The organism is Streptomyces sp. NPDC051677 (assembly GCF_044453465.1).
Taxonomy (GTDB): domain Bacteria; phylum Actinomycetota; class Actinomycetes; order Streptomycetales; family Streptomycetaceae; genus Streptomyces.
In genome coordinates, this window is the sequence record NZ_JBITCT010000065.1 from 1 (window position 1) to 24,705 (window position 24,705).

22 protein-coding genes and 1 pseudogene are annotated in these 24,705 nt (G+C 71.4%); 13 read left to right on the forward strand and 10 right to left on the reverse strand.

The window, feature by feature from the left end:
* Positions 1-172 precede the first annotated feature (172 nt).
* Positions 173-1,447, forward strand: a complete 1,275-nt coding sequence (locus ACIBAF_RS43435) for a hypothetical protein (RefSeq protein WP_399471329.1) — start codon at positions 173-175, stop codon at positions 1,445-1,447.
* Positions 1,448-1,538: 91 nt separating this feature from the next.
* Here the strand turns inward: ACIBAF_RS43435 and ACIBAF_RS43440 are convergent, their stop codons facing one another.
* Both ACIBAF_RS43440 and ACIBAF_RS43445 read right to left on the reverse strand, forming a co-directional pair.
* Complete coding sequence (locus ACIBAF_RS43440) at positions 1,539-2,315, reverse strand: NPP1 family protein (protein WP_399471331.1); 777 nt, start codon at positions 2,313-2,315, stop codon at positions 1,539-1,541.
* Between the two features lie 203 nt (positions 2,316-2,518).
* Positions 2,519-3,313 (reverse strand): NPP1 family protein, encoded by a 795-nt coding sequence (locus tag ACIBAF_RS43445; RefSeq protein WP_399471333.1) that lies wholly within the window; start codon positions 3,311-3,313, stop codon positions 2,519-2,521.
* Positions 3,314-3,696: 383 nt separating this feature from the next.
* Here ACIBAF_RS43445 and ACIBAF_RS43450 point away from each other — a divergent pair, with 383 nt between their 5' ends.
* From ACIBAF_RS43450 to ACIBAF_RS43460, 3 genes are all read left to right on the forward strand, one after another.
* Entirely contained in the window at positions 3,697-7,470 is a 3,774-nt protein-coding gene (locus tag ACIBAF_RS43450) for a hypothetical protein (protein ID WP_399471335.1), read from the forward strand.
* A 365-nt stretch (positions 7,471-7,835) separates the two neighbouring features.
* Complete coding sequence (locus ACIBAF_RS43455; protein WP_399471337.1) at positions 7,836-9,179, forward strand: helix-turn-helix domain-containing protein; 1,344 nt, start codon at positions 7,836-7,838, stop codon at positions 9,177-9,179.
* Between the two features lie 44 nt (positions 9,180-9,223).
* The gene (locus ACIBAF_RS43460; RefSeq protein WP_399471339.1) at positions 9,224-9,667 is read left to right on the forward strand and encodes a nuclear transport factor 2 family protein; all 444 of its coding nucleotides are present in this window, start codon (positions 9,224-9,226) and stop codon (positions 9,665-9,667) included.
* Positions 9,668-9,676: 9 nt separating this feature from the next.
* Here ACIBAF_RS43460 and ACIBAF_RS43465 read toward each other — a convergent pair whose 3' ends face one another.
* Entirely contained in the window at positions 9,677-9,964 is a 288-nt protein-coding gene (locus tag ACIBAF_RS43465; RefSeq protein ID WP_399471342.1) for a hypothetical protein, read from the reverse strand.
* A gap of 124 nt (positions 9,965-10,088) precedes the next feature.
* Between ACIBAF_RS43465 and ACIBAF_RS43470 the strand changes: the two are divergent.
* Positions 10,089-10,272 (forward strand): annotated as a pseudogene (locus tag ACIBAF_RS43470) (RNA polymerase subunit sigma-24); the annotation flags it as partial.
* A 16-nt stretch (positions 10,273-10,288) separates the two neighbouring features.
* On the opposite strand, the gene ACIBAF_RS43475 reads toward ACIBAF_RS43470, so the two are convergent.
* Both ACIBAF_RS43475 and ACIBAF_RS43480 read right to left on the reverse strand, forming a co-directional pair.
* A complete protein-coding gene (locus ACIBAF_RS43475; protein ID WP_399471344.1) occupies positions 10,289-10,810 on the reverse strand; it encodes a GNAT family N-acetyltransferase in 522 nt (173 codons plus the stop codon).
* Complete coding sequence (locus ACIBAF_RS43480; RefSeq protein WP_399471346.1) at positions 10,801-12,060, reverse strand: XRE family transcriptional regulator; 1,260 nt, start codon at positions 12,058-12,060, stop codon at positions 10,801-10,803. Before ACIBAF_RS43480 ends, ACIBAF_RS43475 begins: the two co-directional genes overlap by 10 nt.
* 354 nt (positions 12,061-12,414) lie before the next feature.
* On the opposite strand from ACIBAF_RS43480, the gene ACIBAF_RS43485 reads away from it, so the two are divergent.
* From ACIBAF_RS43485 to ACIBAF_RS43505, 5 genes are all read left to right on the forward strand, one after another.
* Positions 12,415-12,849 carry a hypothetical protein gene (locus ACIBAF_RS43485; RefSeq protein WP_399471348.1) on the forward strand — a complete coding sequence of 145 codons (435 nt, stop codon included), beginning with the start codon at positions 12,415-12,417 and terminating at the stop codon, positions 12,847-12,849.
* Between the two features lie 77 nt (positions 12,850-12,926).
* Complete coding sequence (locus ACIBAF_RS43490) at positions 12,927-13,355, forward strand: hypothetical protein (protein WP_399471350.1); 429 nt, start codon at positions 12,927-12,929, stop codon at positions 13,353-13,355.
* Positions 13,356-13,984: 629 nt separating this feature from the next.
* Positions 13,985-14,185 carry a hypothetical protein gene (locus ACIBAF_RS43495; protein ID WP_399471352.1) on the forward strand — a complete coding sequence of 67 codons (201 nt, stop codon included), beginning with the start codon at positions 13,985-13,987 and terminating at the stop codon, positions 14,183-14,185.
* A complete protein-coding gene (locus ACIBAF_RS43500; protein ID WP_399471354.1) occupies positions 14,185-14,382 on the forward strand; it encodes a hypothetical protein in 198 nt (65 codons plus the stop codon). Before ACIBAF_RS43495 ends, ACIBAF_RS43500 begins: the two co-directional genes overlap by 1 nt.
* 131 nt (positions 14,383-14,513) lie before the next feature.
* A complete protein-coding gene (locus tag ACIBAF_RS43505; RefSeq protein WP_399471356.1) occupies positions 14,514-15,299 on the forward strand; it encodes a GAF and ANTAR domain-containing protein in 786 nt (261 codons plus the stop codon).
* A gap of 99 nt (positions 15,300-15,398) precedes the next feature.
* Here the strand turns inward: ACIBAF_RS43505 and ACIBAF_RS43510 are convergent, their stop codons facing one another.
* Positions 15,399-16,196: a hypothetical protein gene (locus ACIBAF_RS43510; RefSeq protein ID WP_399471358.1), complete on the reverse strand. Its 798-nt coding sequence runs from the start codon at positions 16,194-16,196 to the stop codon at positions 15,399-15,401.
* Positions 16,197-16,567: 371 nt separating this feature from the next.
* On the opposite strand from ACIBAF_RS43510, the gene thrS reads away from it, so the two are divergent.
* Together thrS and ACIBAF_RS43520 are read left to right on the forward strand one after the other, a co-directional pair.
* Positions 16,568-17,827 (forward strand): threonine--tRNA ligase, encoded by a 1,260-nt coding sequence (gene thrS / locus ACIBAF_RS43515; protein ID WP_399471360.1) that lies wholly within the window; start codon positions 16,568-16,570, stop codon positions 17,825-17,827.
* Between the two features lie 39 nt (positions 17,828-17,866).
* Positions 17,867-18,829, forward strand: a complete 963-nt coding sequence (locus tag ACIBAF_RS43520) for a nucleoside hydrolase (protein WP_399471362.1) — start codon at positions 17,867-17,869, stop codon at positions 18,827-18,829.
* Positions 18,830-18,942: 113 nt separating this feature from the next.
* Here the strand turns inward: ACIBAF_RS43520 and ACIBAF_RS43525 are convergent, their stop codons facing one another.
* The gene (locus ACIBAF_RS43525) at positions 18,943-19,299 is read right to left on the reverse strand and encodes a nuclear transport factor 2 family protein (protein WP_399471365.1); all 357 of its coding nucleotides are present in this window, start codon (positions 19,297-19,299) and stop codon (positions 18,943-18,945) included.
* 136 nt (positions 19,300-19,435) lie between these two features.
* Positions 19,436-20,413 carry an LAETG motif-containing sortase-dependent surface protein gene (locus tag ACIBAF_RS43530; RefSeq protein WP_399471367.1) on the reverse strand — a complete coding sequence of 326 codons (978 nt, stop codon included), beginning with the start codon at positions 20,411-20,413 and terminating at the stop codon, positions 19,436-19,438.
* Between the two features lie 249 nt (positions 20,414-20,662).
* On the opposite strand from ACIBAF_RS43530, the gene ACIBAF_RS43535 reads away from it, so the two are divergent.
* The gene (locus ACIBAF_RS43535; protein WP_399471369.1) at positions 20,663-22,309 is read left to right on the forward strand and encodes a glycoside hydrolase family 13 protein; all 1,647 of its coding nucleotides are present in this window, start codon (positions 20,663-20,665) and stop codon (positions 22,307-22,309) included.
* Positions 22,310-22,407: 98 nt separating this feature from the next.
* Here ACIBAF_RS43535 and ACIBAF_RS43540 read toward each other — a convergent pair whose 3' ends face one another.
* Positions 22,408-23,628, reverse strand: coding sequence for an RNA-guided endonuclease InsQ/TnpB family protein (locus ACIBAF_RS43540; RefSeq protein WP_399471371.1), 1,221 nt, complete (start codon positions 23,626-23,628; stop codon positions 22,408-22,410).
* Between the two features lie 352 nt (positions 23,629-23,980).
* On the reverse strand, positions 23,981-24,685 hold the full coding sequence (locus ACIBAF_RS43545) for a DUF4142 domain-containing protein (protein WP_399471412.1): 705 nt from the start codon (positions 24,683-24,685) through the stop codon (positions 23,981-23,983).
* Between the last annotated feature and the right edge of the window lie 20 nt (positions 24,686-24,705).

Consider the following 24,705-nt stretch of genomic DNA (forward strand, 5'->3'; position numbering starts at 1 on the left):
TGGAGCGCCGGTAAGACGGGCACACGTGCCCGCGCAGCGCGGTGAAGCAGGAAGCCCCCGGAAGGGTCAGCCGACCCAGGCCGGAATCCCTGGACTTTAGGCCAGGGAGCACGTCAAGGTGCTGAGGTACGTGATCGACAGGGGAGGGGTGGGGACCGTGCAGGAGGGGACCATGCCCGGAACCGTGCTGCTGCTGGCGGCCTCGCCCGCGGGCAAGGGGTGTCTGGTGGACGCGGCCTCCGTGCTCCCCGTGCTGGCGGCCGTGCCGCCTTCGGTGCTCGCCGGCACCGACACCGCGAACGTCGTCGAGCTCGCCGATCCGCTGGAGCCGCAGGCCGTGCTGACGCGGCTGCGAGCCGCCGCGGCCGCGCCCGGGCCGCTGACCTTGTTCGTCGCCGGGCAGCTGCAACTCGACCGGCGGCAGCGGCTGCCGCATCTGGCGCTGGCCCGTACGACGGCCTCGACCGTCCGGTACACGGCGTTGCCGTGGCACTGGTTGCGGGAGGAGCTGCGGCTGCGGCCGGCCGGCACGACGACGGTCGTGCTCGATCTGCGGGCGGACGCGGAGGTGTGGGAGTGGCTGCGCGGAAACGTGCTGGACTGCGGCGTCGGGGTCGCCCTGTACGGGCGGGTCGCGCAGCCGCCTGCGCGGGGCCGGCGAGCTGTCGCCGCTCCGTCCTACATGAAGGCCGTCGCGACGATATTGCGCAGCGGCGGACGGCCTGCGCCGGAGCAGCTGCACCAGATGGCGTTGGCCCGGATCGGGCGCGAGGGGGAGACCGGCGACCTGATGTTGTCCGCCCCCGCTGCTCCTGCCGCCCCCGTTGCTCCCGCTGCACCTGCCGCCCCCGCTGCTCCCGCCGCGCCTGCCTCCGCTGCACCTGCCGCCCCCGTTGCTCCCGCCGCACCTGCCGCCCCCGCACCTGCCGCCTTTGTCTGGTCCCGTCCCCCGGGGGCTCCCGTCCCCGACCCCTCGCTTCGGCCCGAAGGGCCTCGCCCTCACACTCCCCCGGACGGGCCGGAGGGTGACCCGCACGCCCGTATCTCCGCCGCTGTTCAGGCCGGGCGGCACGTCGACGCCGATGCGATCGCCGCGCGGTGGGAGCAGGCCGCCGCCGCCGAGCACGGGGGCGGGTCGCAGGAGGCGTTGCACTGGGCCGAGGTGCGGGCGGATCTGGCGATGTTCGCGGGGGACGCCGAGCGCAGTTGCCGTACGTGGATGGCGGTGGCCGTGGCTCGGCTGGAGGCCGGGCAGCCGGTCGACGCGCCTGCCGTGGAGGCGGCCGTGGACCGGGCGCACCACCAGTGGGGGCGGATCGGCGCCGCGGATCGCGCCCGTGAGCTGGGGCCCGCCCTCGCTGAGCTGCGGGCCCGGGTGCCCGGTCGGCGGGAGGGTGCGCTGGACCACGTCCAGCAGCAGTTGCGGCAGTTGCAGACCCACGGGTGAGGTGAGTCGTCCCGGCGACGGGAAGCGGCCGCCGACGCGAGGGGAAGGGTGCGTCGGCGACCGCGGCTGCGGGGCCCTGCGGGGCCCGGCGTCAGAAGGCGGGGACCTCGGACGGGCGGGCCTTGTTGATGTTGTCCTGGAAGTTGCCGGTCAGGGGGAAGTTGGCCTTGCCCCACTTGGAGTTCCACAGGGCGTTGCGCGGTGTGTCGTCCATCTGGTGGATGTCGACCAGGGCCGGCTTGTCCCAGCCGCCGTCGCCCCAGGCCTCCGGCCGCTCGCCCCACTTGGCGAAGCGGAAGGCGTGCGTGCTCGCGCCGTCCTTGTGGTAGACGATCTGGACGTGGTTGCCGTCCATCGGCACGTCCTTGATCGCGTGGGTGCTGTAGCCGCCGTGCCGGGAGGCGGCCAGGTAGCGGGGCTTCTCCTCGCCCTGCTTCTGGAAGACGATGACGGACTCCCAGTCGTTGCGGTGACCGAAGGCGTCGGCGCCGTTGAGGGTCTGGTCCTTCTCGAAGTACAGGGCGTAGATGTAGGCGCACCAGCCGTTCTTGCACCAGGACTGCGTGTACGTGTTGGCCTTGCCGAGGTGGTTCGTCCGGCAGCCGCCGGTGATCGACCCGCTGTTCTTCAGGCCGCCGTTGAGGTGTCCGCTCGCGTCGACGGCGGCGGCGGGGAAGCAGCTGTCGGAGTCGTAGTCGAACTCCGGCATGTACTTGAGCTCGAAGGTGCCGGCCTTCTGCGTCAGCGGGTTCAGGATGGCGGCGTCGGCGCTGCCCGCCAGACCGACGGCGAGGGCGGTGACGCTGCCCGCGACCACGGCGATCTTGCCGAGCCGGGACATCGTCTTCTTCTTGGGGGCCTTGGACATGCTTGGTCTCTCCCGTTGCGAAAGTGGGGTTCGTTCGCACACCAGGGGATCCGGCGTGACGACACCGAGATTCGCAACGGGAGAGTTGATTGACAGCCCTCTCCATCAGGGCAATCAATGTTTTTCAGGGCGGTCGGAGTTTCTGCGGTGTCTCAGGCGCAGCGGTGTCTCAGGCGTAACGGTGTCTCAGGCGTAGCGGTGTCTCAGGCATAGGGGTCGAACGTGATGCCGCTCGGCTTGGCCTTGTTGAGGTGGTCGGCGAACTTGGAGTCCTGGAGCGGGAGGTTCGCGTCGCCCCAGTCGGAGGCGTTCAGCTTGTCGCGCAGTCCGGCCGCCATGTTGTCCCAGGTGAGCAGGTTCTCCTGGTGCCAGGCGCCGGTGTCGTTCTCCGGCGTCTCGCCCCACTTGGCGAAGCGGAAGGCGTGGGTGCTCGCGCCGTCCTTGTGGTAGACGGCCTCGACGCGCTGCCCGCTCATCGGGACGTCGGCGATCGGGTGGGTGCTGAAGCCGCCGTGTGCGGAGGCGGACAGGTAGGACGGGGTGTCCGCGCCCTGCTTGACCCAGACGACCATGCACTCCCAGTCGTGGCGGTGGCCGATGCCAGGGGAGGCCTCGTCCTTCTCGAAGTAGCTGGCGTAGACGATCCCGCACCAGCCGTTGTCGCACTTGGCCCGCGAGTAGGTGTTGGCCTTGCCGAGGTGGCCGCTGCGGCACTCGCCGGTGACGGGGCCGGTCGGCTTGAGGCCGCCGTTGAGGTTGCCGCTCGGGTCGATCGCGGCGGCCGGGTAGCAACTGTCCGAGTCGTAGTCGTAGACCGGCTCGAAGTTCTTCTGGAACGCGGTCGCGTTCTCGGGCAGGTTCTGCAGCACGCCGGCGGAGGCGCTGCCGGTCAGGCCGACGGCGAGGGCGGCGGCGCTGCCTGCGACGGCGGCGGCTCGGGCGAGGCGGTGGGGCACGGGGGGCTCCAGTCGACGGCGGATTCGACCTGGACATGACATCCAGGCGTCCGAAGACTGGCAGTCCGAAAGCGCTGGAGAAAGGCTTTTCTACGAACTCGCGTGGGCTTTTCGCCGAACTGATCGCGAGAATCTGTGAGCCGCCGACCGACAGGGCGAAGCCGCCGGGCATGACGAATCCCGGGCGCCGTACAGCCCCGGGCATGACGAAGCCCCCGGCGAGACGGGAGCGTGGGAGTGTCCCGCCGGGGGCGGCTCGTGCTGCTGGGCACTCGGCCAGTGGCTGAAATCAACTCCGCCCGGGTGACAGTGACCCGCACCACGTCACCCCTCCGACGCCTGATGGCAACCTGTCCGTTGCCAAGCGACTCGTATGGTCATGGCGCTCGATGTCGCTTTCGCCAGGTGTACGGAGGTACGAGCGCATGGGACGTCCCGAGAGACCGGTGGACCCGCAAGGCGGCCCCGTCCAGCGCCTCGCCCATCAACTGCGCGAGCTGCGCAAGGAGGCCGGCAGCCCCTCGTACCGCGCGATGGAGAAGACGGCGGGCTTCTCCGCGACCACCCTGTCCCAGGCCGCCGCGGGAGAACGCCTGCCGTCCCTCGCCGTGGTCCGCGGATACGTGTGCGCGTGCGGGGCGGACGTCGGGGAGTGGGAGGCCCGCTGGAAGGAGGCCGAGGCCGAGGCGGCGGGAACGGCGCGCGTGGCGGACGAGGCCGTGCCGCCGCCGTACCGGGGGCTGGCCCGCTTCGAGCCGGACGACCGCGAGCTGTTCTTCGGCCGGGACCGGCTGGTCGAGCAGCTGAACCGGCTGGTCTGCGACCACCGGTTCGCGGTGCTGTTCGGCGCGTCCGGGAGCGGCAAGTCGTCGCTGCTGCGGGCCGGGCTCATCCCGCGGCTCAGGGACGAGATCGCGACCCGGGGGCGACCGGCGGTCCTGCGCGTCCTCACCCCGGGAGACCGGCCCGCGCAGACGTACGGCCCGCTGCTCGCGCCCGCCGAGGGGGAGCCGGAGAGCTGGGTGGTGGTCGACCAGTTCGAGGAGCTGTTCACCCTCTGCCGGGACCGCGCCGAGCGGGCCCGCTTCCTCGATCTGCTGCTCGCCGCCCGCGACCCGGACAGCCGGCTGAAGGTCCTCATCGCCGTGCGCGCCGACTTCTACGCCCGCTGCGCCGAGCACCGCGACCTGGCGGACGCCCTGAACGGCGCCGGACTCCTGGTCGGCGCGATGACCGCCGACGAGCTGCGGGACGCGGTGGTCAAACCGGCGCAGACGGTGGGGCACCTGGTGGAGCGGGAGCTGACCGCGAAGATCGTCGAGGAGGTCCTCGACGAGCCCGGCGGCCTGCCGATGCTCTCGCACGCCCTGCTGGAGACCTGGCGCCGGCGCAGGGGCCGCATGCTGACGCTGGCCGCGTACGAGGCGGCGGGCGGGGTGCGCGGCGCGATCGCGGCCAGCGCCGAGGACGTGTACGGGCAGCTGACCACGCCCCGTCGGCGGGCCGCCCGGCAGCTGCTGCTGCGGATGGTCGAGCCGGGCCGGGGCGCCCCCGACACCCGCCGCCCCGTCACCAGCGCCGAACTCGACGAGTGGGCCGACCCCGACGTCCGGGTGGTGGTGGAGCGGCTTGCCCGCGCCCGGCTGGTGACCGCCGACGAGGAGGGCGTCCATCTCGCCCATGAGGCGCTGATCACCTGCTGGCCCCGGCTGCGGCGCTGGGTCGACCAGGACCGCGAACGCCTGCGCCGGCACCGGGCCCTGACCGAGGCGGCCCGCACCTGGGTGGAGCACGACCGCGACCCCGGCAGCCTGTACCGGGGCGCCCGGCTCGACCACGCCGAGGAGCACTTCCCGGAACCGGGGCGGGACCCCGCGCTGACGGCGACGGAACGGGCGTTCCTGATCGCCGCGTTCGAGGCCCGCGAGGCGGAACGCCGGGCCGCCGTCCGAGCCGCACGCCGGGCGCGCACCGCGCTGGGCGTGCTGTCGGCCGTCCTCGTGGTGGCGCTGGTGGCGGGGCTGTCCGCGTGGACGCAGAGACGGGACAACGAGCGGCGCGCCACCGAGGACGCGGCCCGCCGTCTGGCCTCCGTCGCGGACGGCCTGCGCACCACCGACCCCCGCACCGCACAGCTCCTCGGCGTCGCCGCCTGGCGGGCAGCCCACCTGCCGGAGACGCGCGGCGCGCTGCTGGGCTCGCTGGGCCAGCCGGAGCTGGACGCCTTCGGCGACCCGGCGTCGGGCGACGGCCTCTCGCGGTTTCTGACGGACTCCGGGCGTGCCCTGCTCAGCGTCGGGGGACGCGAGTGGCGGACCTGGGACGTGGCATCGCACCGGCGGATCGCGTCCGGACGGCTGCCGCAGAACCGTCAGGCGCAGGCGGCGAGCCCCGACGGGCGGCTGATCGCGCTCCTCGAAGACGACGGGGTGCGGCTGTGGGACACGGTCGCCGGGCGGTGGCGCGGCGACCCGCTGCCGGAGTCGTCCACGGTGGATTTCTCCGGGAGCAGCTACCTCGTGTCCGAGACGGACGACCCCGACGTGCAGGTGCGCTCGGTCGCGGACGGCAGGCTGCTGTTCCGGACGCAGGCGAAGGATTCGGCGGTGGTGGCGGCGAGCCCGGACGGCTCCGTGGTCGCGGCCTGCCCGAACGGGGACGGCCCGCTGCGGGTACGGAACCTGCGCACGCAGCGCACGGTGCACGGCCGCTGGGAGCGTACGGCCGCGATCTGCGGCGAGGAACGGTCGACGCTGGTGCTCGGCGGCCGGCAGCAGCTCGCCGCGGTGACCCCGACCGGGGTGCTCGTCTGGGACCTCCGGTCCGGGAACCAGCTGGCCGGCCTCCACGACGCCGGGGTGTCGTACGTCTCCCTCAGCGCGGACGGGAGGTTCCTGGCGACCGCCGACGCGCAGGAGGTCAGGGTGTGGCGGCCGGGCGTCGAGGCCCCGGTGTTCCGGCACTCCCTGAACAACCAGCACCTGTACGGCGGCCTGGCCTGGGACGCCTCGCGCCCGCTGCTGCGCTATCTGGAGGGCGGCACGGTGCACACGCTGGACGTCTCGGCGGCCGTTGCCTCCGCCTGGCTGGACGCCCCGATGGACCAGGTGCTGCTCAGCCCGGACGGCCGCACCCTCGCCACCGCGAGCCGCACCGGCGACCACTACCGCGTCGAACTGCGCGACACCGGGGACGGACGTCGCCTGCGCACGCTGCCCTCCCCGCGGCTCCCCGTCTCCACCGACCCCTCCTCCCCCGTGGACGCGGAGTACACCTCCGCGCTGCTGGCGTTCAGCCCCGACGGCAAGGCGCTCGCGTACGGCGTCTCGGCCCCCAGCAGTGAGACGTCCCGGCAGCCCCTGACGATCTGGGACGTCGCCGGGGGCCGCACCCGCACGACTGTGGACCTGGCCACGAAGACGTCGACCGGGGCGGTGGTGACCATCGCCCTCGGCCCGGACGCCCGCACCCTCCACCTCACCCGCGCCAGTCTCTCCACCATCGGCGCCGGGGGCGTCGGCATGCTCGTCAACGAGAGCTGGGACACGGCCCGGGGCCGCAGAACGGCGGTCCTGCCCGCGCTGTCCAGCAGCCACCTGGCCGCCCGCCCCGACGGCGGGATCCTGGTCGGCGACAACCGGATCGCCGTCCTGCCCGCGGGCAGGGTCAGCGGCCGGGCCCTCGTTCAGGGCGACGGGATCGGCGCCCTCGCCTTCGCCTCCGACGGCTCGCTGCTGGCAGCGGGCGACCAGACGGGACGGGTCGCGCTGTGGGACGGCCGGCTGCGGGAACGCGTCGGCGTCCTGCGCAACGTCTTCCGCGCCCTGCCGGACGACATCGGCGACGGGGCCTTCGGCGACACCTCGGAAGCGGTCAGCGCCCTCGCGATCAGCCCCGACGGCAAGACGCTCGCGGTCGGCGGCGAGGCGGGCAGCCTGCAGCTGTGGGACATCGCCGCCCAGGAGCCGCTGGGCTCTCCCCTGACGACGTCCGGCGAGCAGATCGACACGCTCGCCTTCAGCGCCGACGGCCGCACGGTGTACGCGGGCGGCGCGCACGTGCCGTTGCAGCGGTACCCGATCGATCCGGCGCGGGCGGTCGAGGCGGTGTGCGCACGGACCTCGGGGGCCGGGCTGACGCGGGCCCAGTGGCGGACCTACGCGCCCGGTGTGCCGTACCGGAACGTGTGCGAGGGCTGACGGGCGGCCGCCGCGGTCGCGCAGGTCAGTAGTGGTGGAGCCGGACGCCGCGGGGTGCCCCGGGTTCAGCGGTCCGCGTCGTGGACCTGCTGCACGTGGCCGACCTGCCCCGCGTCGGCGGTCCGCGCCGGGCCCGCGTGGGCCGCGGTGATCAGGGCGGCGATGGCGAGCAGGGCTGCCGCCACGGCCCTGGCATAGGGCACGGAAGGGCGTGCGGATGTGCTTCCGGGCACGGCGACCTCGCAATGTCGGCGACTGCGAAACTCACGTCAGCCAGCTGTTAAGCGTGCTTAACTCGCTGTTTAACCTAGGGCCTGAGATAGTCCAACGGCAAGAGGGTCAAGGTGAGTTGGGGGAGCCGGGGCGTGGCAGAGCGGGACGAGCCCGAGGTCGTCGGGCGCCGGGTGCAGCGGCTGCGCATCGAACGGGGGCTGACACAGCGGCAGTTGGCCGAGCCGACGTACACCCCTGCCTACGTCTCCACGCTGGAGGCCGGCCGGGTGCGGCCCTCCGACGAGGCGCTCAAGCACATCGCCGAACGGCTCGGCGTCGACTTCGAGGAGCTGGCCACCGGCCGGCCCGCCCGCCTGGTCACCGATCTGCGGCTCCGGCTCACCGAGGCCCAGCGGGCGCTGGCCACCGGGGACGCCGAGGACGCGGCCCGGCAGTACACGGACCTGCTCGCGGAGGCGGAGGAGCACGGGCTCGCCGAGGAGCAGGCCACCGCGCTGCTCGGGCTCGGGGAGTGCGGGATCGACACGGGCGACCTGGACGCCGCCCGCCGCTTCTTCGAACGCGCCGAGGGCGCGCTCGCCGACGCCCCGCTGCCCGCCCGCGTCCCCGCCCTGCGCGGACGCGCCGTCGCGCACTACCTCGCCGGTGAACTCCGTTACGCGGTCTACCTGTTGGAGTCCACCCTCGACGAGCTCAACCGGGGCGGCCTGCACGACCCCGACGCGCTGCTGCTGCTCTACGCCTCCGTCATCGGCCCGTACATGGACATGGGCGCGCAGGCCCGCGCCGCGCAGGCCGCCGAGTTCGCCCTCGCCCTCGCGCCCCAGGTCGGCGACCCCGCGCTGGTCGCCCGCATGCACCGGTCCGTCGCCCGCACCCTCCTCGCCGAGGGCCGCCTCGCGGAGGCCGACGCCTCACTGGCCAAGGCCGCCGAGCTCTACCGTCAGCTCCACCTGCGCACCGAGCTCGCCAACTGCCACTGGATGCGCGGCTACGTCTATGCGCAGAACGGCGAACTGGAGCGCGCGGAGGACGAGTTGAAGGCGGCCCAGGCCATGCTGTCCGCGCAGCGCGCCGCCCTCTACACCAGCCAGGTCGCCGTAGAGCTGGCCGACGTCCTGCACCGCAGGGGCAGGTCGCAGGAGGCCGCGGAACTGCTGCACGGCGTCCTCGGGGACCTGTCGCCGGACCGCGGCGCGGTGCACGCCGCGGGAGCGCACCGGCTGCTCGGCATCATCGCCGAGGACGCGCGGGACACGGACGCGGCGGAGGAGCACTACGTGCGGGCGCTCAGCCTGCTGGAGCGTGCGGGCGCGGCGGGCGACCTGGCCGACCTGTGCCGCCTGCTCGGCGATCTGCTGCGCCGCACGGGCCGCGTCGAGGCCGCCCTGGACGCCTACCGCACCGGCCTCGGCCACCGCACGGCCCCCGGCACGACGACCCTGGGCCCGGCCCCGGCCCAACCCCCGCTGTAGCCGTGCCGTCTGTACCTGTTGCATGGGATCACCTGGGAGGTTTTGTGGGTCCGAGTCCGCGCGAGGTGTTTCTCCGGCTTGTTCATGGGGTCGCCGACGGCGACTTCGACGACTTGCCCGACCTGTACGGCGAGGCCACCGACGTCCGCCACCCGATGGCGACGCCGCAGTCCGAGCCCTTGACGAGCCGGCGCGCGCTCCAGGAGCACTTCACGGTGCCGCCCGGGGCTCGGGCGGCCGTCCCGAAGAGACGGGTCGTCGACGTCGTCGTCCACGAGATGGCCGACCCTGAGGTGATCGTCGCCGAGTTCGCCTACGAGTTCACCCAGCCGGACGGCTCCACGGCCAAGGTGCCCTGCGTGTTCGTCATGCGGGTCCGAGACGGCCGGATCATCGAGTCCCGCGACTACATCGACCCGATCCGCACGTACACGGCACGCGGAGACCTCGACCGCCTCATCGCAGCGCTGCACGAGAACGCGTCGTAGGCGGACGGGCTAGCCGAGACCGCGATGGGCGGCCCACAGCCCCCCGGCGCGGTCGGCCGCTTCGGCGACCAGGGCCGTCAGTTCGGGTTCGTCGGGGACGGGGAACGAGACGTATGCGCCCCGACCGCCGTTGACCGGCCGGCCGTAGGCCTTCGCGGCGAGGCGACCATCCGGCAGAAGCCGGACGTTGAGCGTGGTCAGCATGAACGTCTCACCGCGTCGAGTGTCCGTCCAGCGGAGCGCCTGCGGGATCGTGACGTTGATCGCCAGAGCGCTTATTTCCAGGTCGCTGCTCATCAACGGATGATCTCACGCGGGTCCGTTGCCTGCGGGACGCCCAGTCGAGACAGACAAGGTGGCACAACAACGCGGTCAGCAGGCCCGATAGCGGGAGGCGAGTTCGCGGCTCTGTCCCCCGAAGGCACGACAGGGCCCGGGACTCGAACTCCCGGAACGCTCGGTCAACGGCGCACCGGCCCCTGGTGGCCCAACGTGCCGGCGTCGTCGTGAAGGTCGCCTCGTTCGGCATCTGCGACGGACACGTCACCCGCATCTGGGCAGTCCGCAACCCGGAAAAGCTGCGCCCTTGGACGCGGGAAGGGTAGTGCTAGCGCCAGCAGGTCATTTCGTTGGAGCCGCTTGGAGCTTCCGGACCATGACGGCATACAGCGGGGAGTCGTCGGAGGGCTTCGACTCGCCTGCCTTGCTGTAGCCCCAACGCTCGTACAGGGCCTGGACCCTGGGATGTCCGGCCTCCACCTGGAGCGTGACCATGTCGGCCGTCACTTCTTTGAGCAGCGCGTCATGGATCTGCTGGGCTCGCCCCGTGCCACGCCACTTGGGGATCACCATGAGTTCGGACAATGCGAACACGGAGCCTCTGAGGTCGGAAGGGCGCCGGTGCCCTTTCCACCAGCCACCCGGCTTGAGCATCGAGCCGTACGCATAGCCAACCGGGCCGCCCTCCTCCCAGCCCGAAAAGCACTGCCAGTCTTCTCGGGAAGACCAGAGATCAACGAAGTAGGAGAAGCGCTCACGCGAGTGAAACGGGTCCGGGTCGTCGGCGTATGCCTCGTCGTGGATGTCCAGCAGCAGAGAACGTACGTCCCGCGCGTCGGCGTGCGTGTAGCGCTTCAGATCCATTGGCCAGACTCCTCAATCCAGGCGGTGATCTCGGGTGCCTTCGATCCAGAGGCTACGAGCACCTGGCGCGTCGCAGCCAGGGTCTTGGCCGTGCGTTGTGATCCGTAGGACGAGGGCAGCATTGTGTACGCCTGCCGACTGGTCTCACAGGCAAGCTCCAACTCCTCTTGCCGAGCCTGAGTGAGGGCCAAGTGTGCGGTATACAAGGCACGATTTCGAACCATGCTGTCTGGAATGGTCGCAAGTGTGCGATGTAGGCAGTATTCGGCCCTTCCGTGATCGCCGAGTGCCGCCCATACAAACGAGGACAGAGCGTCGACCTCGCTGCTGTCGTAGAACCTGATCCACTCGGGGCGCTGTTGTTGCCCACTGGTGCGCGCAAAGGACCTCTCGGCATCCTTGAGGGCACGCAGAGCTTCAGATTCCCGCCGCAAGCGCGCTAGTCCGTTGGCGTTGCGCATGTGCCCGAGAGAGGCATACAACGGGTCCCGTCGTGCGATTGACGAGCGCTTCATGACCTCTGCTCCTGCGACTGCTTCAGCGTGGTTCTCCCGCTGACTGGACGTCATGAAGATGTAGTTCCAGACGTGATACGTCGCTTCACTGTCCCGAGACAGACCCGCGAAGGTCAGGGCCTTGTCAAGATGCGCGCGTGCCCGCTGCGGTGCGCTGGCGTCGATCGAGGCGAAGGCAGCCGAGCTGATGACCTCCGCTGCGAGTCGATGAAGCATGTCCGTTACGCGAGTTGAGGCTGTGGACAGGGCTAGAGAGGAGTGGATTCGAGAAGCTAGTTCCACCGCAAGGTTCTCCACCTTTCGTGGACCTCGTCCCGCATCGTCGTACCGAAGGATGGCCACGTACTCCTGATGGAAGCGACGGACGTCATTGACGCCGAGTCGTCCATGGTCGCCAGTGCCTGGGGTCCCAACAGTCAAGAGTGAGCCGCTCGTTGCGGTGAGGAACGTACGACGGTGCACGGGATCGTCCTCCGGTGGTGCACTGCTCCTTTTGCGGGGTTCGAACCCTAGATCCTTGGCTGGGGCGGAGAGAACCCGTTCCAGAGACAACCGGATGCGATCTTGCGGCCACTTCGTCGCACCGCGTAGCCATCGGCGTACATCCGCGTCAGTGACGTTACCCGGTTTCCCGGTCAGAAGTTCGATCTCAGCATTGACCTGACGTGCTAACTCGGCCTGGCTGAAGCCGAGTTCCGTCATCCGGCCTTCGAGCTTCTGGTTCACCTGTGGCATGACTCCACGGTAGTTCTGGGCGACTCCAGGGACACGGGGGAAGGTAAAAATCACCGGGGTCATGCGAGGTCGTTTCCCCTCGTTCCACCTGTCCCGGATGCCGCAGCCGTCGTTGACTGGGTATCGCCACACAGCAATCTATGTGGCGAAGAACGAGGCATAGGCAGTGACTGTCACATGAGTATTCCGCTTCGTAGAACCGAAGCAGTGACACACACCCTTACCGCCCTGTCCGTTCGCCTTTCCCCCGGCGGCGGGCGGGCAGGCCCAGACGCCCGCCACCGGCCTACGACATTGCGGGCCGGGAGTGGGTCAGCAAGTGCCCATCGGATCAGAGGAAGAGAGGACTCCCGAATGACTGTGGCACCTGAAAGGCCGGTCGCTCTGCAACAGGGACGCGACCTCGTGTCGCCCGAGCTGTTCCAGCGCCTGGTGGACTTCTGCGCCGAGGAGTACGGGCACGAGAACTCCATGGCCGAGCGGGTCATGAACGAGGCTCTGGCCTTCCTGGACGTGATGGGCCAGACAGGCGAGGGCCTGTCGCCCGCCAAGAACGTGGACCCCGGATGGCACACGTTCATGCTCCACACCGAGGAGTACGAGAAGTGGTGCGTGGAGCGGTACGGCCGGTTCATTCACCACGCGCCGAAGAGTCGGTACCGCGATCGGGTCACGATGGCGGACGTGGTGGGCAAGATCCGCGCCCACGGTTTCGCGGTCGACGAGTCGCTGTGGGGCACCAAGGCCGAGTGCAACGAGCCGGCGTGCTGCGGGGACGGCGGCTGCTGACGCCGGTCGCCGTCAGTGGCAGCCGTTGGAGTCCGGCCCTCACGGTTCGGGACTCCAAGTGCGAACAGGGAGTTTTCATGGCGACCGCCGAAGGAACCAAGGGCCGGGGAAGGGTGACCGTCTTCTCCTTGTTCGGATCTGTCTTCGGCTACGCAAGCACGATCGTGGATGACCAACAGGTCGCCTACATCGGTCCGCTCACTCCGGGCATCGATTGGCGCAAGCTCTGGCAGCTGGCCGAGTGGAACCACAACGGCGGGGCCTCGGAGTCCAGAAAGGCGCAGTGGATCGTCTCGCAGGCGTCCCGCGCGTTCATTTGCGGCAGTGACGTTGTCGTGAAGCTCTTCAACGCAGATTGGGAGATGGACCCTGGCGGCTGGGTCGTGGAGCTTGGCGGCTCCTGGTCCAACCAGGACGTATTGGTCACTGGCAACCTCACGGTGCCGGACCTCACCGCTGAGCAGATCGCCCCGAAGCACACCTACTACCCGCAATGCGCGGGATGACGCCCCGACCACACTCACCCTGGCCGAGGTCACGTGGCCGAGGCGTCCGGCTCCCAACCACCATCAGATGAAGGGAACATGTTCATGAGGGTAGACGGTCCGGCGACGACGCCGGGCCCTGATCCGCCGGGCGGACCTCCGCTGGTCAAGCCGCGGGGCCGGTACCAGCATCCCGACGACCGCTGAACGGCCCTGAACCAGCCCCGGTCGTCTCCTCCCTCGTAGGGGATGGCCGGGGCCTCCCACTGCCCGGGCGTGGACACCTGAAGGAGACAGGCAGTCCCCATGTACCCATCTCGACTGCTCGAACGGGTGAGAGCGGCCCTGTTCGGGGCACGCACCCTCGGCAGACACAGCCGACCCGCTACAGCCGCCATGGCACCCCCAGCACCTGCTGCCCGCCTCTCGACGGACGCTTGGCACGCGCGGATGGTCGTCGCCCGCAGGTGTCGCAGAGAGCGGCATGCGCCGCACTCTCAGGGTCCGCAGCCGCGCGCCGAGCCGTTGCTGCCCGAACCGCGGGAGCACACGGCCGCTCTCGTCCGGCTGTACGTGGACCGCCTGGCCGACCCGCCCAGGAAAGCCGACACAAACGCCCAGGCAGACCCGTGGAGGGATGCCGGGTGACCATGACCATCGAGGTGTACCGGATCAATCCGGAAACCGGCGTCCGCACCACCGTGCGCCGAAAGCACGCGGTAAAGCCAGTGGAGATGGTGGAAGTCGGCCAGAAATACCCGCCATGCATGTGCGCGCGCTGTGAGGGGCGTACGGAATTGCTGCGCGCCAAATTGGCCGAAGTGAACCGCCGGAGCAGGGGAGAATTGTGATGCGTTCGAGCGTCAAGTCCGTCGCCGACCCGTCCGCCATGTCTCCGGAATGCGCGCTCGCGCAGCGTCCGGAGTACAAGAGCCTGCACCGCGACTGCCGCCGGATCGAGGACATTCCGCTGCCGGGCGGGACGGGCATTGTGCTGATGCCTCGCTGCTCCTGCGGCTGCCACTCCTTCAACAAGGCGAAAGCCTGAACGTTCGCGCAGGTGAAGCAGCCCGTGGACCCGTGCGAGAAGCCGTAGAAGCCGTGGCGGATACCGGTTTCCCCGGTGGGCGGGGGGTACCCGGCGGCCACGGGACGGGAGCAGGGCCCTGGACGGAGGCGATGGCCGTGGGCGACCAGGAGCGGGAACGGGTCGCCGACGTCATCGCCGTGGAGCTGCGTGGAGCCGGCCCGCAGGACGTGCCGCAGCGGCTGTGCGACGCGGTGCTGAAGTTGCTGCCGGTGAGCGGGGCGAGCGTGTCGCTGGTCGGCGACGGGATGCCCGTACCGCTGGGGGCGAGCGGCGGACGGGCCGCGTATGTGATGGAGATGCAGGTGAGCCTCGGGGACGGCCCCTGTCTGGAGGCCGCGGAGACCGGTTCGGTGGTCGTCGCCCCGGACCTGACCTCGGACCGGGACGCCGTCCGCTGGCCGGTGTACGCCCAGCAGGCGGCTGCCGCCGGGGTGCGGTCGGTGTACGCGCTGCCCCTGGGCGACAGCGCGGTGTGCGTGGGCACCCTCGACCTGTACCGGGACGTCCCCGGCGAGCTCGCCGGGGACGACGTGCGCACGGCGCGGATGGTGGCGGACGTGGTGACGGCGGCGCTGGTGGCCCTGCCGAGGGCCGGGCGGAGCGGCGAGGGAGGCGCGGACGGCTCGGAAGGTGTGGACGGGGTGGACGGGGTCGACGGGGTGGACGGCGCGGGCTTCTGGCTGAGCCCGCTGGCCACCGATCACGGCGAGGTGTACCGGGCCGTCGGCATGGTCATGGCGCAGCTCGGCGTCGCCGCGGACGAGGCGCTGGCCCGGCTGCGGGGCCAGGCCTTCGCGAAGGGCCGGTCGGTGCTGGAGCTGGCCCACGAGGTGGTCGCCCAGCGCACCCGCTTCGACGACGACTCGACCGTCTGAGCCGCGCTCCTCAGACCTGCACCGTTTCCTCGACCTGCACGTTCCCCTCGGTCTGCGCGTTCCCCTCGGTCTGCGCGTTCCCCTCGACCTGCACGTCGTTTAGACCTGCACCCTTCCCTGTTTCCTGACGTCCGCCAGTCGCCGTACGCCGAGCTGGACCGCCGCCTGCGTCGCCTCGTTCGGGACGTCGGCGAGGCCGCCGTTGGTGAGGGCGAAGGCGTCCTCGCCGGCGCGGACGGCGGCCACGTCCAGGGCCAGGACGGTCGGATCGCCGCCGGGGTTCTCCTCGGCCGTCGCCCAGACCGTCAGGGTCACGCGCAGGCCCTGGCGGACGTCGCCCACCTCCGGCAGCGCCAGCTCGGAGACCTGCACGTCCAGCACGGTGTCGCCGGTGGCCTCGGCGGCGAACCGGGCGCATGTCTGCGGCATCGTCTTCAGCCAGGCCAGCGTGCGGTCCACGGCCGCCGGACGGTCGCCGGTGAGCTGGTAGCGGAGCTGGGCCCCGGTGTCGGGGTCGTCGAGTCCGACGACCGCTCGGGCGGGGCCGCCGAACAGCTCGTCGGCGTAGAGGGCGTCCAGGAGCTTCTGGCAGGCAGGGGTGGAGGTGGTCGCCTTGAGCATCCCGTCCCGCCAGGTCGCCGCGCCGCGCGTGGGGACCCAGGGCGCGCCGAGGTCGGCGTCGGTGATGAGAGCGGCGTGCGCCTGCGCCTCGGTGAGACCGGAGGAGGCGCTCGGCGCGGTGGGCTTGGCCGAGGTCCGCGCGACGGTGGGGGTGGCCGGTGCGGCGGTCGGCGGGTGCTCCAGACCGAGGGTGGCGCAGCCGGCGGCGACGGCGGCGACAGTGCCCAGGAGAAGGGCGGAGGCCAGGACGGTACGACCACGGGTACGACGGGCCATCGGGGGTGCCTCCAGGAGTACGCGCGGGAATGCCGCGGCGCGGGGGTGCCTCCCTTCACGGCAACACCGCCGCCGCGGCACGACCAGCGCGGCGGGCCGTACGGGTTACCGGCGTTGCTGCGGGCGGGTGGCGGGTGGCGGGTGGCAGGTGGCGGGCGCGGGCGGCCGGCGGCGGAAAACGGATCGCGGCCCGTCGGGTCCCGTTGCTACGGTCACGGCATGAAGCGCGCCCAGCCGTCCCTGACGACGACGCCGGACCTCGTCCCGGCGCGCTGATCCACGACTGGATGCCGAAGCCCCGGGGCGAGTGCCCCGGGGCTTCGCCGTTCCGTGCCCCGGTTCCCTCGCCCCGCCCGAGCGAAGGAACCCACATGCCCCAGCTGCCTCACCCGCCTCACCTGCCTCACGACCACCGTCGTCTCGGCCGCGAACTGGACCTGTTCGACACCGACCCTCTGATGGGCGCGGGTCTGCCGTACTGGCTGCCCGACGGCGCGGTCGTGCGCCACACCCTGGAGGAGTACGTACGCGAGGCCGAGCGCGCCGCCGGCTACCGGCACGTGTACTCGCCGGTCCTCGGCAAACGCGAGCTGTACGAGATCTCCGGCCACTGGGACCACTACAGCGAGGACATGTTCCCGCCCATGCGACTCGGGGCCGAGCAGGTCGTGCTGCGTCCCAGCCTCTGCCCCCACCACGCGCTCATCTACCGCTCCCGCTCCCACAGCTACCGCGAACTGCCGCTCCGTATCGCCGAGGTGGGCGGCATGTACCGCTCGGAGCTGTCCGGCGTGCTCGGCGGTCTGACCCGGGTGCGGGCCATCCAGCTCAACGACGCGCACGTCTTCTGCACCCTGGAGCAGGTGGTCGACGAGGCCCGCGCGGCCCTCGGCCTCATCGGCCGCGCCTACGCGGACCTGGGCATCCGCGCCTCCCGGTACCGGCTCTCGCTGCCGGGCGAGGGCGGCAAGTACGTCGCCGATCCCGAGCTCTGGCGGCGGGCCACCGCACTGCTCCGGCAGGTCCTGGACGAGGCGGGCCTCGCCTACGACGCCGTCGAGGGCGAGGCCGCGTTCTACGGCCCGAAGATCGACGTGCAGATCGTCGACGGCGCCGGCCGTGAGGCGACCCTGTCCACCGTCCAGATCGACTTCCACCAGCCCGAACGCTTCGACCTGCACTACATCGGCGCGGACGGGGCGAAGCACCGCCCGGTGATGGTGCACCGCAGTGTCATCGGCAGTGTGGAACGGGCCGTCGCGCACCTCGTCGAGGAGCACGGCGGCGCGTTCCCGGTCTGGCTGGCCCCCGTCCAGCTGGTCGTGCTGCCGGTGTCGCAGGCGCAGGCGCAAGCGGCGGCGGAGCTGGTGCGGCGGGCGGTGGCGGCCGGACTCCGCGCGGAGCTCGCGGGCCCGGAACAGGGCAGCCTCGGGGCCCGGATCCGGGCGGCGCGGCTGGCGCCGTACCAGGCGGTGATCGGGGAGCGGGAGGCGAGGGACGACCTGGCCGCCGTCCGTCTGCGCGACGGCCGTCGCCCCGGGGCGATGCCGGCCGGGGAACTGCTTCTGCGGATCGGGGAGCGGGTAGCGGCCCGTGGTGCCGGGGTGTGGGAAGGGGACGTGCCCGCATAGGGTCGGGAACGGCCGTGGTGGTGCGGAAGGAGTCGTCCGGTGACCGAGCAGCCCATCCCTGTGATCATCGACTGCGACACGGGCGTCGACGACGCCCTCGCCCTGCTGTTCGCCGTCCGCCATCCCGGCCTGGACGTGCGGGCGGTGACCTGTGTGGCCGGGAACACGGACGTGGACGGCGTGGTCCGCAACACGCTGACCGTGCTGGAGCAGGCGGGCGCCGGGGACATCCCGGTCGCCCGGGGCGCCGAGCGCCCGCTGATCGAGCCGGTCCGCGTGGCCCGGCATGTGCACGGGGAGGACGGCATGGGCGACCTGGGCCTGCCCGCCCCGACCCGCAGGCCGGTGGACGTCGACGCGGTGACGTTGCTGCGCCGCGAGATCCTCGCCTCCCCGCGCCCGGTGACCCTGATCCCGACCGCGCCGCTGACGAACATCGCGCTGCTTCTGCGCACGCACCCGGACGTGGTCCGCAACATCGAGCGGATCGTGTTCATGGGCGGCGCGGTGACGACCGGGAACGCCACGCCGGTCGCGGAGTTCAACGTGTGGCACGACCCGGAGGCGGCGGCGGTCCTGCTCACCACCGGGGTGCCGATCACGATGTACGGCCTGGACGTCTTCAAGCGGGTCCTGGTCCCGGCGGCGGACGTGGCACGGCTGCGGGCGAGCGGCGAGCCCCGGCTCCGTCTCGCCGGCGAACTCCTCGCCCACCGGGACCCGGCTGTCTCCGGCGACCCCACCCCGACCGGCGGTCTCGGCGACGCGGGCGCGGTCTGCGCGGTGGCCGACCCGGCGGGCCTGACCACCGAGCTCCTCCCGGTCGAGGTCTCCCTCGCCCCCGGCCCGGCCCGCGGCCAGACGATCGTCGACCGCCGCCCGCGCCCCGGCGAGGCCGAGATCCACGAGGGCGTACGCGAACAGCCCCGCGTGGACGTGGCGTTGGACGTGGACGTGGAGCGGTACGTCAAGCTGTGGCTGACGACGGTCGAGGGCCCCTAGGACACGTCCTGGGCCTGAGGCCGGCGCCCCGGCTCACACCCGCCCACCGGCTCTCACACCCGGCCGCCGGCTCTCACACCCGGCCGCCGGCTCTCACACCCGGCCGCCGGCTCTCACACCCGGCCGCCGAAGAAGACCTGCACCTCCCGGATGAGGCCGTCCCGTACGGTGATCGCCTCGACGTTGCGGTGTCTGGCGCCCGTGGTGAGCTCGTACTCGTAGTACGCGAAGACGAGCTCCGCGTCCGCCGGGGTGACCTGCAGCAGCCGCTGCTCCGTCATCCGGTCGGCCGTCGGGAAGCAGCGCTCGAAGAACGCCGCCTTGTCGATGTGGTCGTCCTGGGGGCTGGTGAAGGTGAAGTCGTCGGCGTAGAGCGGCAGGGCCGCGTCGCGGTCCTGGGCCCTGTAGTGCCGGAACGCGGCCTCGACGACGTCTTTCGGCTCGCCCGGAATGCCGTGAGTGTCCCTCATGTGGCAACCGTAGCGCCGGTCAGGGAATTCCAGCCTGTTGAGGCCCCTTGAGGGCCGAACGGGGGCAAGGGCCGAACGGGGGCAAGGGCCGAACGGGGGTCTGGGTGCAGCTGCCCCCAGACCCCCGACGTGCGTGTCAGCCGCGCAGCGCCTTCCGGCGGCGGGTCGCGACGACGATGGCCGCGCCGCCCGCCAGCAGGGCGGCGGCCCCACCCGCGATCAACGGAGTGTTGCTGCTCGCGCCGGTCTCCGCGAGGTCGCCGCCGCCGCCGTTGGGCGTGGCGGCCGGCGGGGCGGTCGACTCGGAGGCGGACGCGGACGGCGACGGCGTGCCCGACTCAGACTCCGACGCGGACGGCGACGGCGACGCAGACGTGCTCGCGGACGACGACGGCGACGACGGCGACGACGGCTGCGACGGCGACGGCGAGGACGGCGTCGACGGCGTCCCGCCACCGCCGGCCGGCGGGGACGACGGCGGCTGCTCGGTGGCCGTGCAGTCCTTCGTGCCGCCGTTCCAGGCCGCGATCAGCTTGTCCTTGATGACCGGGCGGTCCGGCCCCTTGGGCAGGTCCCCGTGGACGAAGCCGTCCTTCGCGTCGAGCTTGCCGTCGAACTTGACCGCGCCCCGGTAGAGGTCGATCTGCGCGTAGCAGCCGGCGTCGGGCACGGCGATGTCGAGGGTGTCGGTCTGCCCCGGCTTGACCGTCACGCTGTCGAAGTCGACGAAGACCTGCTCGCCGGAGGTGCGGAAGCTGGCGCCGTGGGCGAGGTAGGAGGCGAGGGACGCGGTGCAGGTGGTGGCGTCGCCGGCGGCGCGGACCGTGACGTGGACCTTGCCGTCCTTGCTGGGCTTGAGGTTCTGGTCGTCGACGCGGACGGAGTCGAAGAACTTCGTGCCGTCGAGCGAGAACTGGCAGCGGTCGGTCCCCGTCTCGGTGCCCGCGCCCGTACCCGGCTGGTACTGGCCGCCGGACTTCCAGCCGTCGCCGCCGGGCGTCCCGGTGCCGGCGAAGGCCCCGGAGGCGGCGGCGACGGAGGCGGCGCACAGGGTGAGCGAAGCGGCGCCCGTCCCCAGCAGGCGGCGTACGGTGACACGTCTCGCTATGGACATGCGTTTCCCATCTTGGCGAGTGCCAGGGCTGATCGGTCGGATCCGATTGGTCAGATCAGAAGAAACACGGGGCCCGTAGGTCACGGGCGCCACGGTGTGGCCCCATCGTCGTGGGACGCCAGATCGCTGTCAACCTGCGCCAAACCCTGGGGAGTTCAAATCTCCGTCACATTTTCCCCGCGTACGGAATGATCTGTTCCGAACGGTCCGGGCGTTCGCCTTCCCGGCAATCTGGACAGTCATCTCCCCATGACCGACTTCTCCTCCCACAGTCCCGACTGGTGGCGTCAGGCCGTCGTCTACCAGGTCTATCCGCGCAGCTTCGCCGACGCCGACGGCGACGGCCTCGGTGACCTGCGCGGCGTCACCGACCGGCTGCCCCACCTGGCCGCCCTCGGCGTGGACGCCCTCTGGCTCTCCCCGTTCTATCCGTCGGAGCTCGCCGACGGCGGCTACGACGTCGCCGACTACCGGGACGTCGACCCGCGGTTGGGCACCCTCGCCGACTTCGACGCCCTCGCCGCCGAGGCCCACCGGCTCGGTCTGAAGGTGATCGTCGACCTCGTCCCGAACCACACCTCCCACCAGCACGTCTGGTTCCGGGAGGCGCTGGCCGCCGGCCCCGGCTCCCCGGCCCGCGAGCGCTACGTCTTCCGTGACGGACGCGGCCCGAGCGGCGAACTCCCGCCCACCGACTGGCAGTCGGTCTTCGGCGGCAGCGCCTGGCAGCGCGTCCCCGACGGCCAGTGGTACCTGCACCTCTTCACCCGCGAGCAGCCCGATCTCGACTGGGGCCACGAGGAGGTCCGTGAGGACTTCCGCACCACACTGCGCTTCTGGTCCGACCGGGGCGTCGACGGCTTCCGCGTCGATGTCGCGCACGCCCTCGTCAAGGACCTCGCCGACCCCCTCCGCGACCTCGGCGACCCGGAACTCAGCGGCGAGCAGGCCCTCGTGCACCTCCCGCCCGGCACCCACCCCTTCTACGACCGCGACGAGGTCCACGAGATCTACCGCGACTGGCGCCGCGTCCTCGACTCGTACACCCCGCCCCGCACGGCCGTCGCCGAGGCCTGGGTCCCGGGCGCGCGCCGCGCTCTGTACGCCCGCCCGGACGAACTCAACCAGGCCTTCAACTTCGAGTACTTGCAGGCTGGTTGGGACGCCGAGCAGATCCGCGCGGTCATCGCCGACTCCCTCGCCACCGCCCGGGCCGTCGGCGCCTCGGCGACCTGGGTCCTGTCCAACCACGACGTCGTCCGGCACCCCTCCCGCCTCATGCTCCCGCCGGGCGCCGACCAGAACGCCTGGCTCCTCTGCGACGGCCGCGCCCCGCACGTCGACGAGACGGCCGGCCTGCGCCGGGCCCGCGCGGCGACGCTGCTGATGCTGGCGCTGCCGGGATCGTCGTACGTCTACCAGGGCGAGGAGCTGGGCCTGCCCGAGGTCGCCGACCTGCCCGTGGAGGTCCTGCAGGATCCGCTGTGGGAGCAGACGGGCCGCGCGAGCAAGGGCCGCGACGGGTGCCGGGTGCCGCTGCCGTGGACGACGACCGGCCCGTCGTACGGCTTCGGCGCGGCCGGCGCGTGGCTGCCGCAGCCGCCGTACTTCGCGCGGTACGCCGTCCAGGCGCAGGACGGCGTGGCGGGCTCCACGCTGGAGCTCTACCGCACGGCCCTGCGGCTGCGCCGCAAGCTGCTGGAGGGCGAGGAGCTCACCTGGGCGCTCGAAACCCCGCCGGGCGTGCTGTCCTTCGCGCGCTGCGACGGCTGGCGCTGCGTGACCAACCTGTCGGACACGCCGGTGCCGTTGCCGCCGGGGGAGGTGCTGCTGAGCAGCGCGCCGCTGGACGCCGCCGGACGACTGGGGCCGGACACGACGGCCTGGCTGGCCTAGGAAAGGGTCCCGCCCCCGGGCCGGTCTCGGCCGCGTCCCGCGGACGTTGCGAACTGGTATTGAATCCTCCCCTCCCTGAAGGGGAGGGGATTCCTGGCTCAGGCCGCCTCCTGGAGCAGCGCTCCAGGAGGTCTCCCGCCATCAGCACCAGCCGGGTTGAGACCAGCCCGGACGAGCATCACGCGCGCGGAGTTCTTGTCCCGTGGGGACATGTTTCCGCACGCGGTGCAGGTGTAGGTGCGCTCACCCAGCGGCAGTGCGTGCTTGGCTCTCGCATCGCAGTGCGCGCAGTCCATCGTGGTGTGCGCGGGGTGGACCAGGCGGATGTCCCGCCCGTGCTTGCGGCCCATCTCGATCAGAGCGGCTTTGGTGGCGCCGATGGCGGCGTCAGCGGCCTTGCGGGCCATGGTGGTCTTGGCGAGGAACTTCGGACGGAAGTCCTCGACAGCGATGGCGTCGTGGTCGCGGACGACCTTCTTGGCCCACTTGCGGCCGGTGTCCTCACGCTGCCTCGCGACCTTTTTGTGTGCCTTCGCCCGAAGCCTCTTCGCCTCGCGGTAGCCCTTCGATCCGGGCTGTCCCCTCTTCGGCTTGCGGCGGGCCATCATCCGGTCGTACCGGGTCAGCTTCGTCTGGGCCTTCTTGCCGTGCTCGGCGTGCGGCAGGTCGTACGCGTCGGACGTGGTGGTCGCGGTCTCCTTCACGCCCCAGTCGACGCCGAGTGCGCGGCCGGTCTCCAGCAGGGGCTGGACGTGGGCGGGGACGACGAACGAGCAGTACCAATGCCCGACGCTGTCCTGGTACACACGCACCGAGGACGGCTCAGTCGGCAGTTCTCGCGACCACACCACTGTCAGGACGATGCAGCCTGCCAAGTGCAGATGGCCATCCTTCAACCGAAACCCGCGCTTGGTGTAGTTGAGGGTCGGCAGTGCCTCGCGTTTGGTCTTCCACTTCGGCATCCCGGCCCGGCGTGCCATGGGAAGGCGCTCTTTGACGTCCTTGTGCGCCTTGGCGCGGGAGCGGCCGAAGTCGCGGATGACCTGCTGCTGCGGGACCGACGATCCCTCACGCAGCCACGGCGTACAGGCGCGGGCCTCGGTCAGCATCCTGTCGAGCTGAGCCGGGCCGCACGTGGCCCTGTCGCCGGTGGACTTGTTGCGCAGGTGTACGGCCCTGGACTTGGCCAGGCATTCGTTCCACACCCAACGGCATCGGTCCCACTCCGCCGCCAGGGCGGTGCGGGCAGCGGACGACACGCGCAGCCGGTACGTGTATCGGGCATGCCCGGCCTCCGCAGCTGCCGTCACCTGCGCCATCTCGCCCCCTCACGTCCCCGGCCGGGACACTTGTGCCGTCCCGAACCCTGCGAAGGACCATACGTACGACAGGCGCACAAACGCACCCCGATCCCACGGCCATCACCCCGACCAGCGACCATAGGCACACGCGTTCGCATCACCCCGGCGACGTCGACAGCGGTACGGGCACTCCGCGCCCTGAACCGGATGCGGCGACGCTCCGCGCCGCGACACCCGGACGCGATTCCTCCCCAGCGTGAACGCCGAGGCCTCCTCACAAGAGACAGGTGAGCCCGTAAGGCAACGGAGCGGGCCGGCCGACATACCCGTCGGCCGCCCGCTCCACTGGTGAATGCCTCTGTCCGGGGGGCTACTGGCCGCTGACGGCCTTGCTGAGGTCCAACGGGGTGGAGGTGGCGTTCGGCGGCGGGGTGAGGACGATCAGCGGCTGGCCGGCGGGCGGGACCGGGGGGGTCATGTCCGACTTGGGCAGCTTCGGCGGGGTCGTCTGGTTGAACAGCGTGGTGTCGAAGTCGACCAGGCCGGTGTTCTCCATCACCGTGATGTGGTCCAGGACCGTGTCGTTGGCCTGGTCGGCCAGGGAGCGGATCAGGGTGTTCTTGGTGGTGGACCGGATCTTGGCGATCGTGTTGAAGATCGAACCGTGCGTCATGCGCAGGATGTTGGCGAAGTCGACGTCGAACTGCTTGCCCTGGTCCGCCTTGAGGGTGTTCACGAACCCCTCCTGCTGCGGACTGGCCACGTTGGGGATCGTGATGTTCAGCATCGGCGCGATCTTGCGGCAGCTCTCGTCCAGCGCCGCGTGCCCGTCGATCAGGTGCTGGCTGGCGATGAGGACGGCCTTGCTCTGGCCCTTCTGCAGTCCGATCTGCCCCACCGGGTACTCCCACAGACCGGCTGCCCGCACGGACACCACGAAGGACCGGTCGCCTTCCGTCAACGGCCCCCACTGGGTGTTGGCGATGATCCGGTCGGTCGACGTGGACACCGTGTCCAGGCCGAGCATCGATGGGTACGCGAGAGCGCCGAGCGTCAGTGTCAACGCGCCGCCCACGAAGAGAGTTCCCATCGCGT

Bases quoted from the DNA above. Each gene is read 5' to 3' on its own strand.
- ACIBAF_RS43435 (WP_399471329.1), top strand. From the start codon at position 173: ATGCCCGGAACCGTGCTGCTGCTGGCGGCCTCGCCCGCGGGCAAGGGG.
- ACIBAF_RS43440 (WP_399471331.1), bottom strand. From the start codon at position 2,315: ATGTCCAAGGCCCCCAAGAAGAAGACGATGTCCCGGCTCGGCAAGATC.
- ACIBAF_RS43445 (WP_399471333.1), bottom strand. From the start codon at position 3,313: ATGTCATGTCCAGGTCGAATCCGCCGTCGACTGGAGCCCCCCGTGCCC.
- ACIBAF_RS43450 (WP_399471335.1), top strand. From the start codon at position 3,697: ATGGGACGTCCCGAGAGACCGGTGGACCCGCAAGGCGGCCCCGTCCAG.
- ACIBAF_RS43465 (WP_399471342.1), bottom strand. From the start codon at position 9,964: ATGAGCAGCGACCTGGAAATAAGCGCTCTGGCGATCAACGTCACGATC.
- ACIBAF_RS43475 (WP_399471344.1), bottom strand. From the start codon at position 10,810: ATGGATCTGAAGCGCTACACGCACGCCGACGCGCGGGACGTACGTTCT.
- ACIBAF_RS43480 (WP_399471346.1), bottom strand. From the start codon at position 12,060: ATGCCACAGGTGAACCAGAAGCTCGAAGGCCGGATGACGGAACTCGGC.
- ACIBAF_RS43485 (WP_399471348.1), top strand. From the start codon at position 12,415: ATGACTGTGGCACCTGAAAGGCCGGTCGCTCTGCAACAGGGACGCGAC.
- ACIBAF_RS43490 (WP_399471350.1), top strand. From the start codon at position 12,927: ATGGCGACCGCCGAAGGAACCAAGGGCCGGGGAAGGGTGACCGTCTTC.
- ACIBAF_RS43495 (WP_399471352.1), top strand. From the start codon at position 13,985: ATGACCATCGAGGTGTACCGGATCAATCCGGAAACCGGCGTCCGCACC.
- ACIBAF_RS43500 (WP_399471354.1), top strand. From the start codon at position 14,185: ATGCGTTCGAGCGTCAAGTCCGTCGCCGACCCGTCCGCCATGTCTCCG.
- ACIBAF_RS43505 (WP_399471356.1), top strand. From the start codon at position 14,514: ATGGCCGTGGGCGACCAGGAGCGGGAACGGGTCGCCGACGTCATCGCC.
- ACIBAF_RS43510 (WP_399471358.1), bottom strand. From the start codon at position 16,196: ATGGCCCGTCGTACCCGTGGTCGTACCGTCCTGGCCTCCGCCCTTCTC.
- thrS (WP_399471360.1), top strand. From the start codon at position 16,568: ATGCCCCAGCTGCCTCACCCGCCTCACCTGCCTCACGACCACCGTCGT.
- ACIBAF_RS43525 (WP_399471365.1), bottom strand. From the start codon at position 19,299: ATGAGGGACACTCACGGCATTCCGGGCGAGCCGAAAGACGTCGTCGAG.
- ACIBAF_RS43530 (WP_399471367.1), bottom strand. From the start codon at position 20,413: ATGTCCATAGCGAGACGTGTCACCGTACGCCGCCTGCTGGGGACGGGC.
- ACIBAF_RS43535 (WP_399471369.1), top strand. From the start codon at position 20,663: ATGACCGACTTCTCCTCCCACAGTCCCGACTGGTGGCGTCAGGCCGTC.
- ACIBAF_RS43540 (WP_399471371.1), bottom strand. From the start codon at position 23,628: ATGGCGCAGGTGACGGCAGCTGCGGAGGCCGGGCATGCCCGATACACG.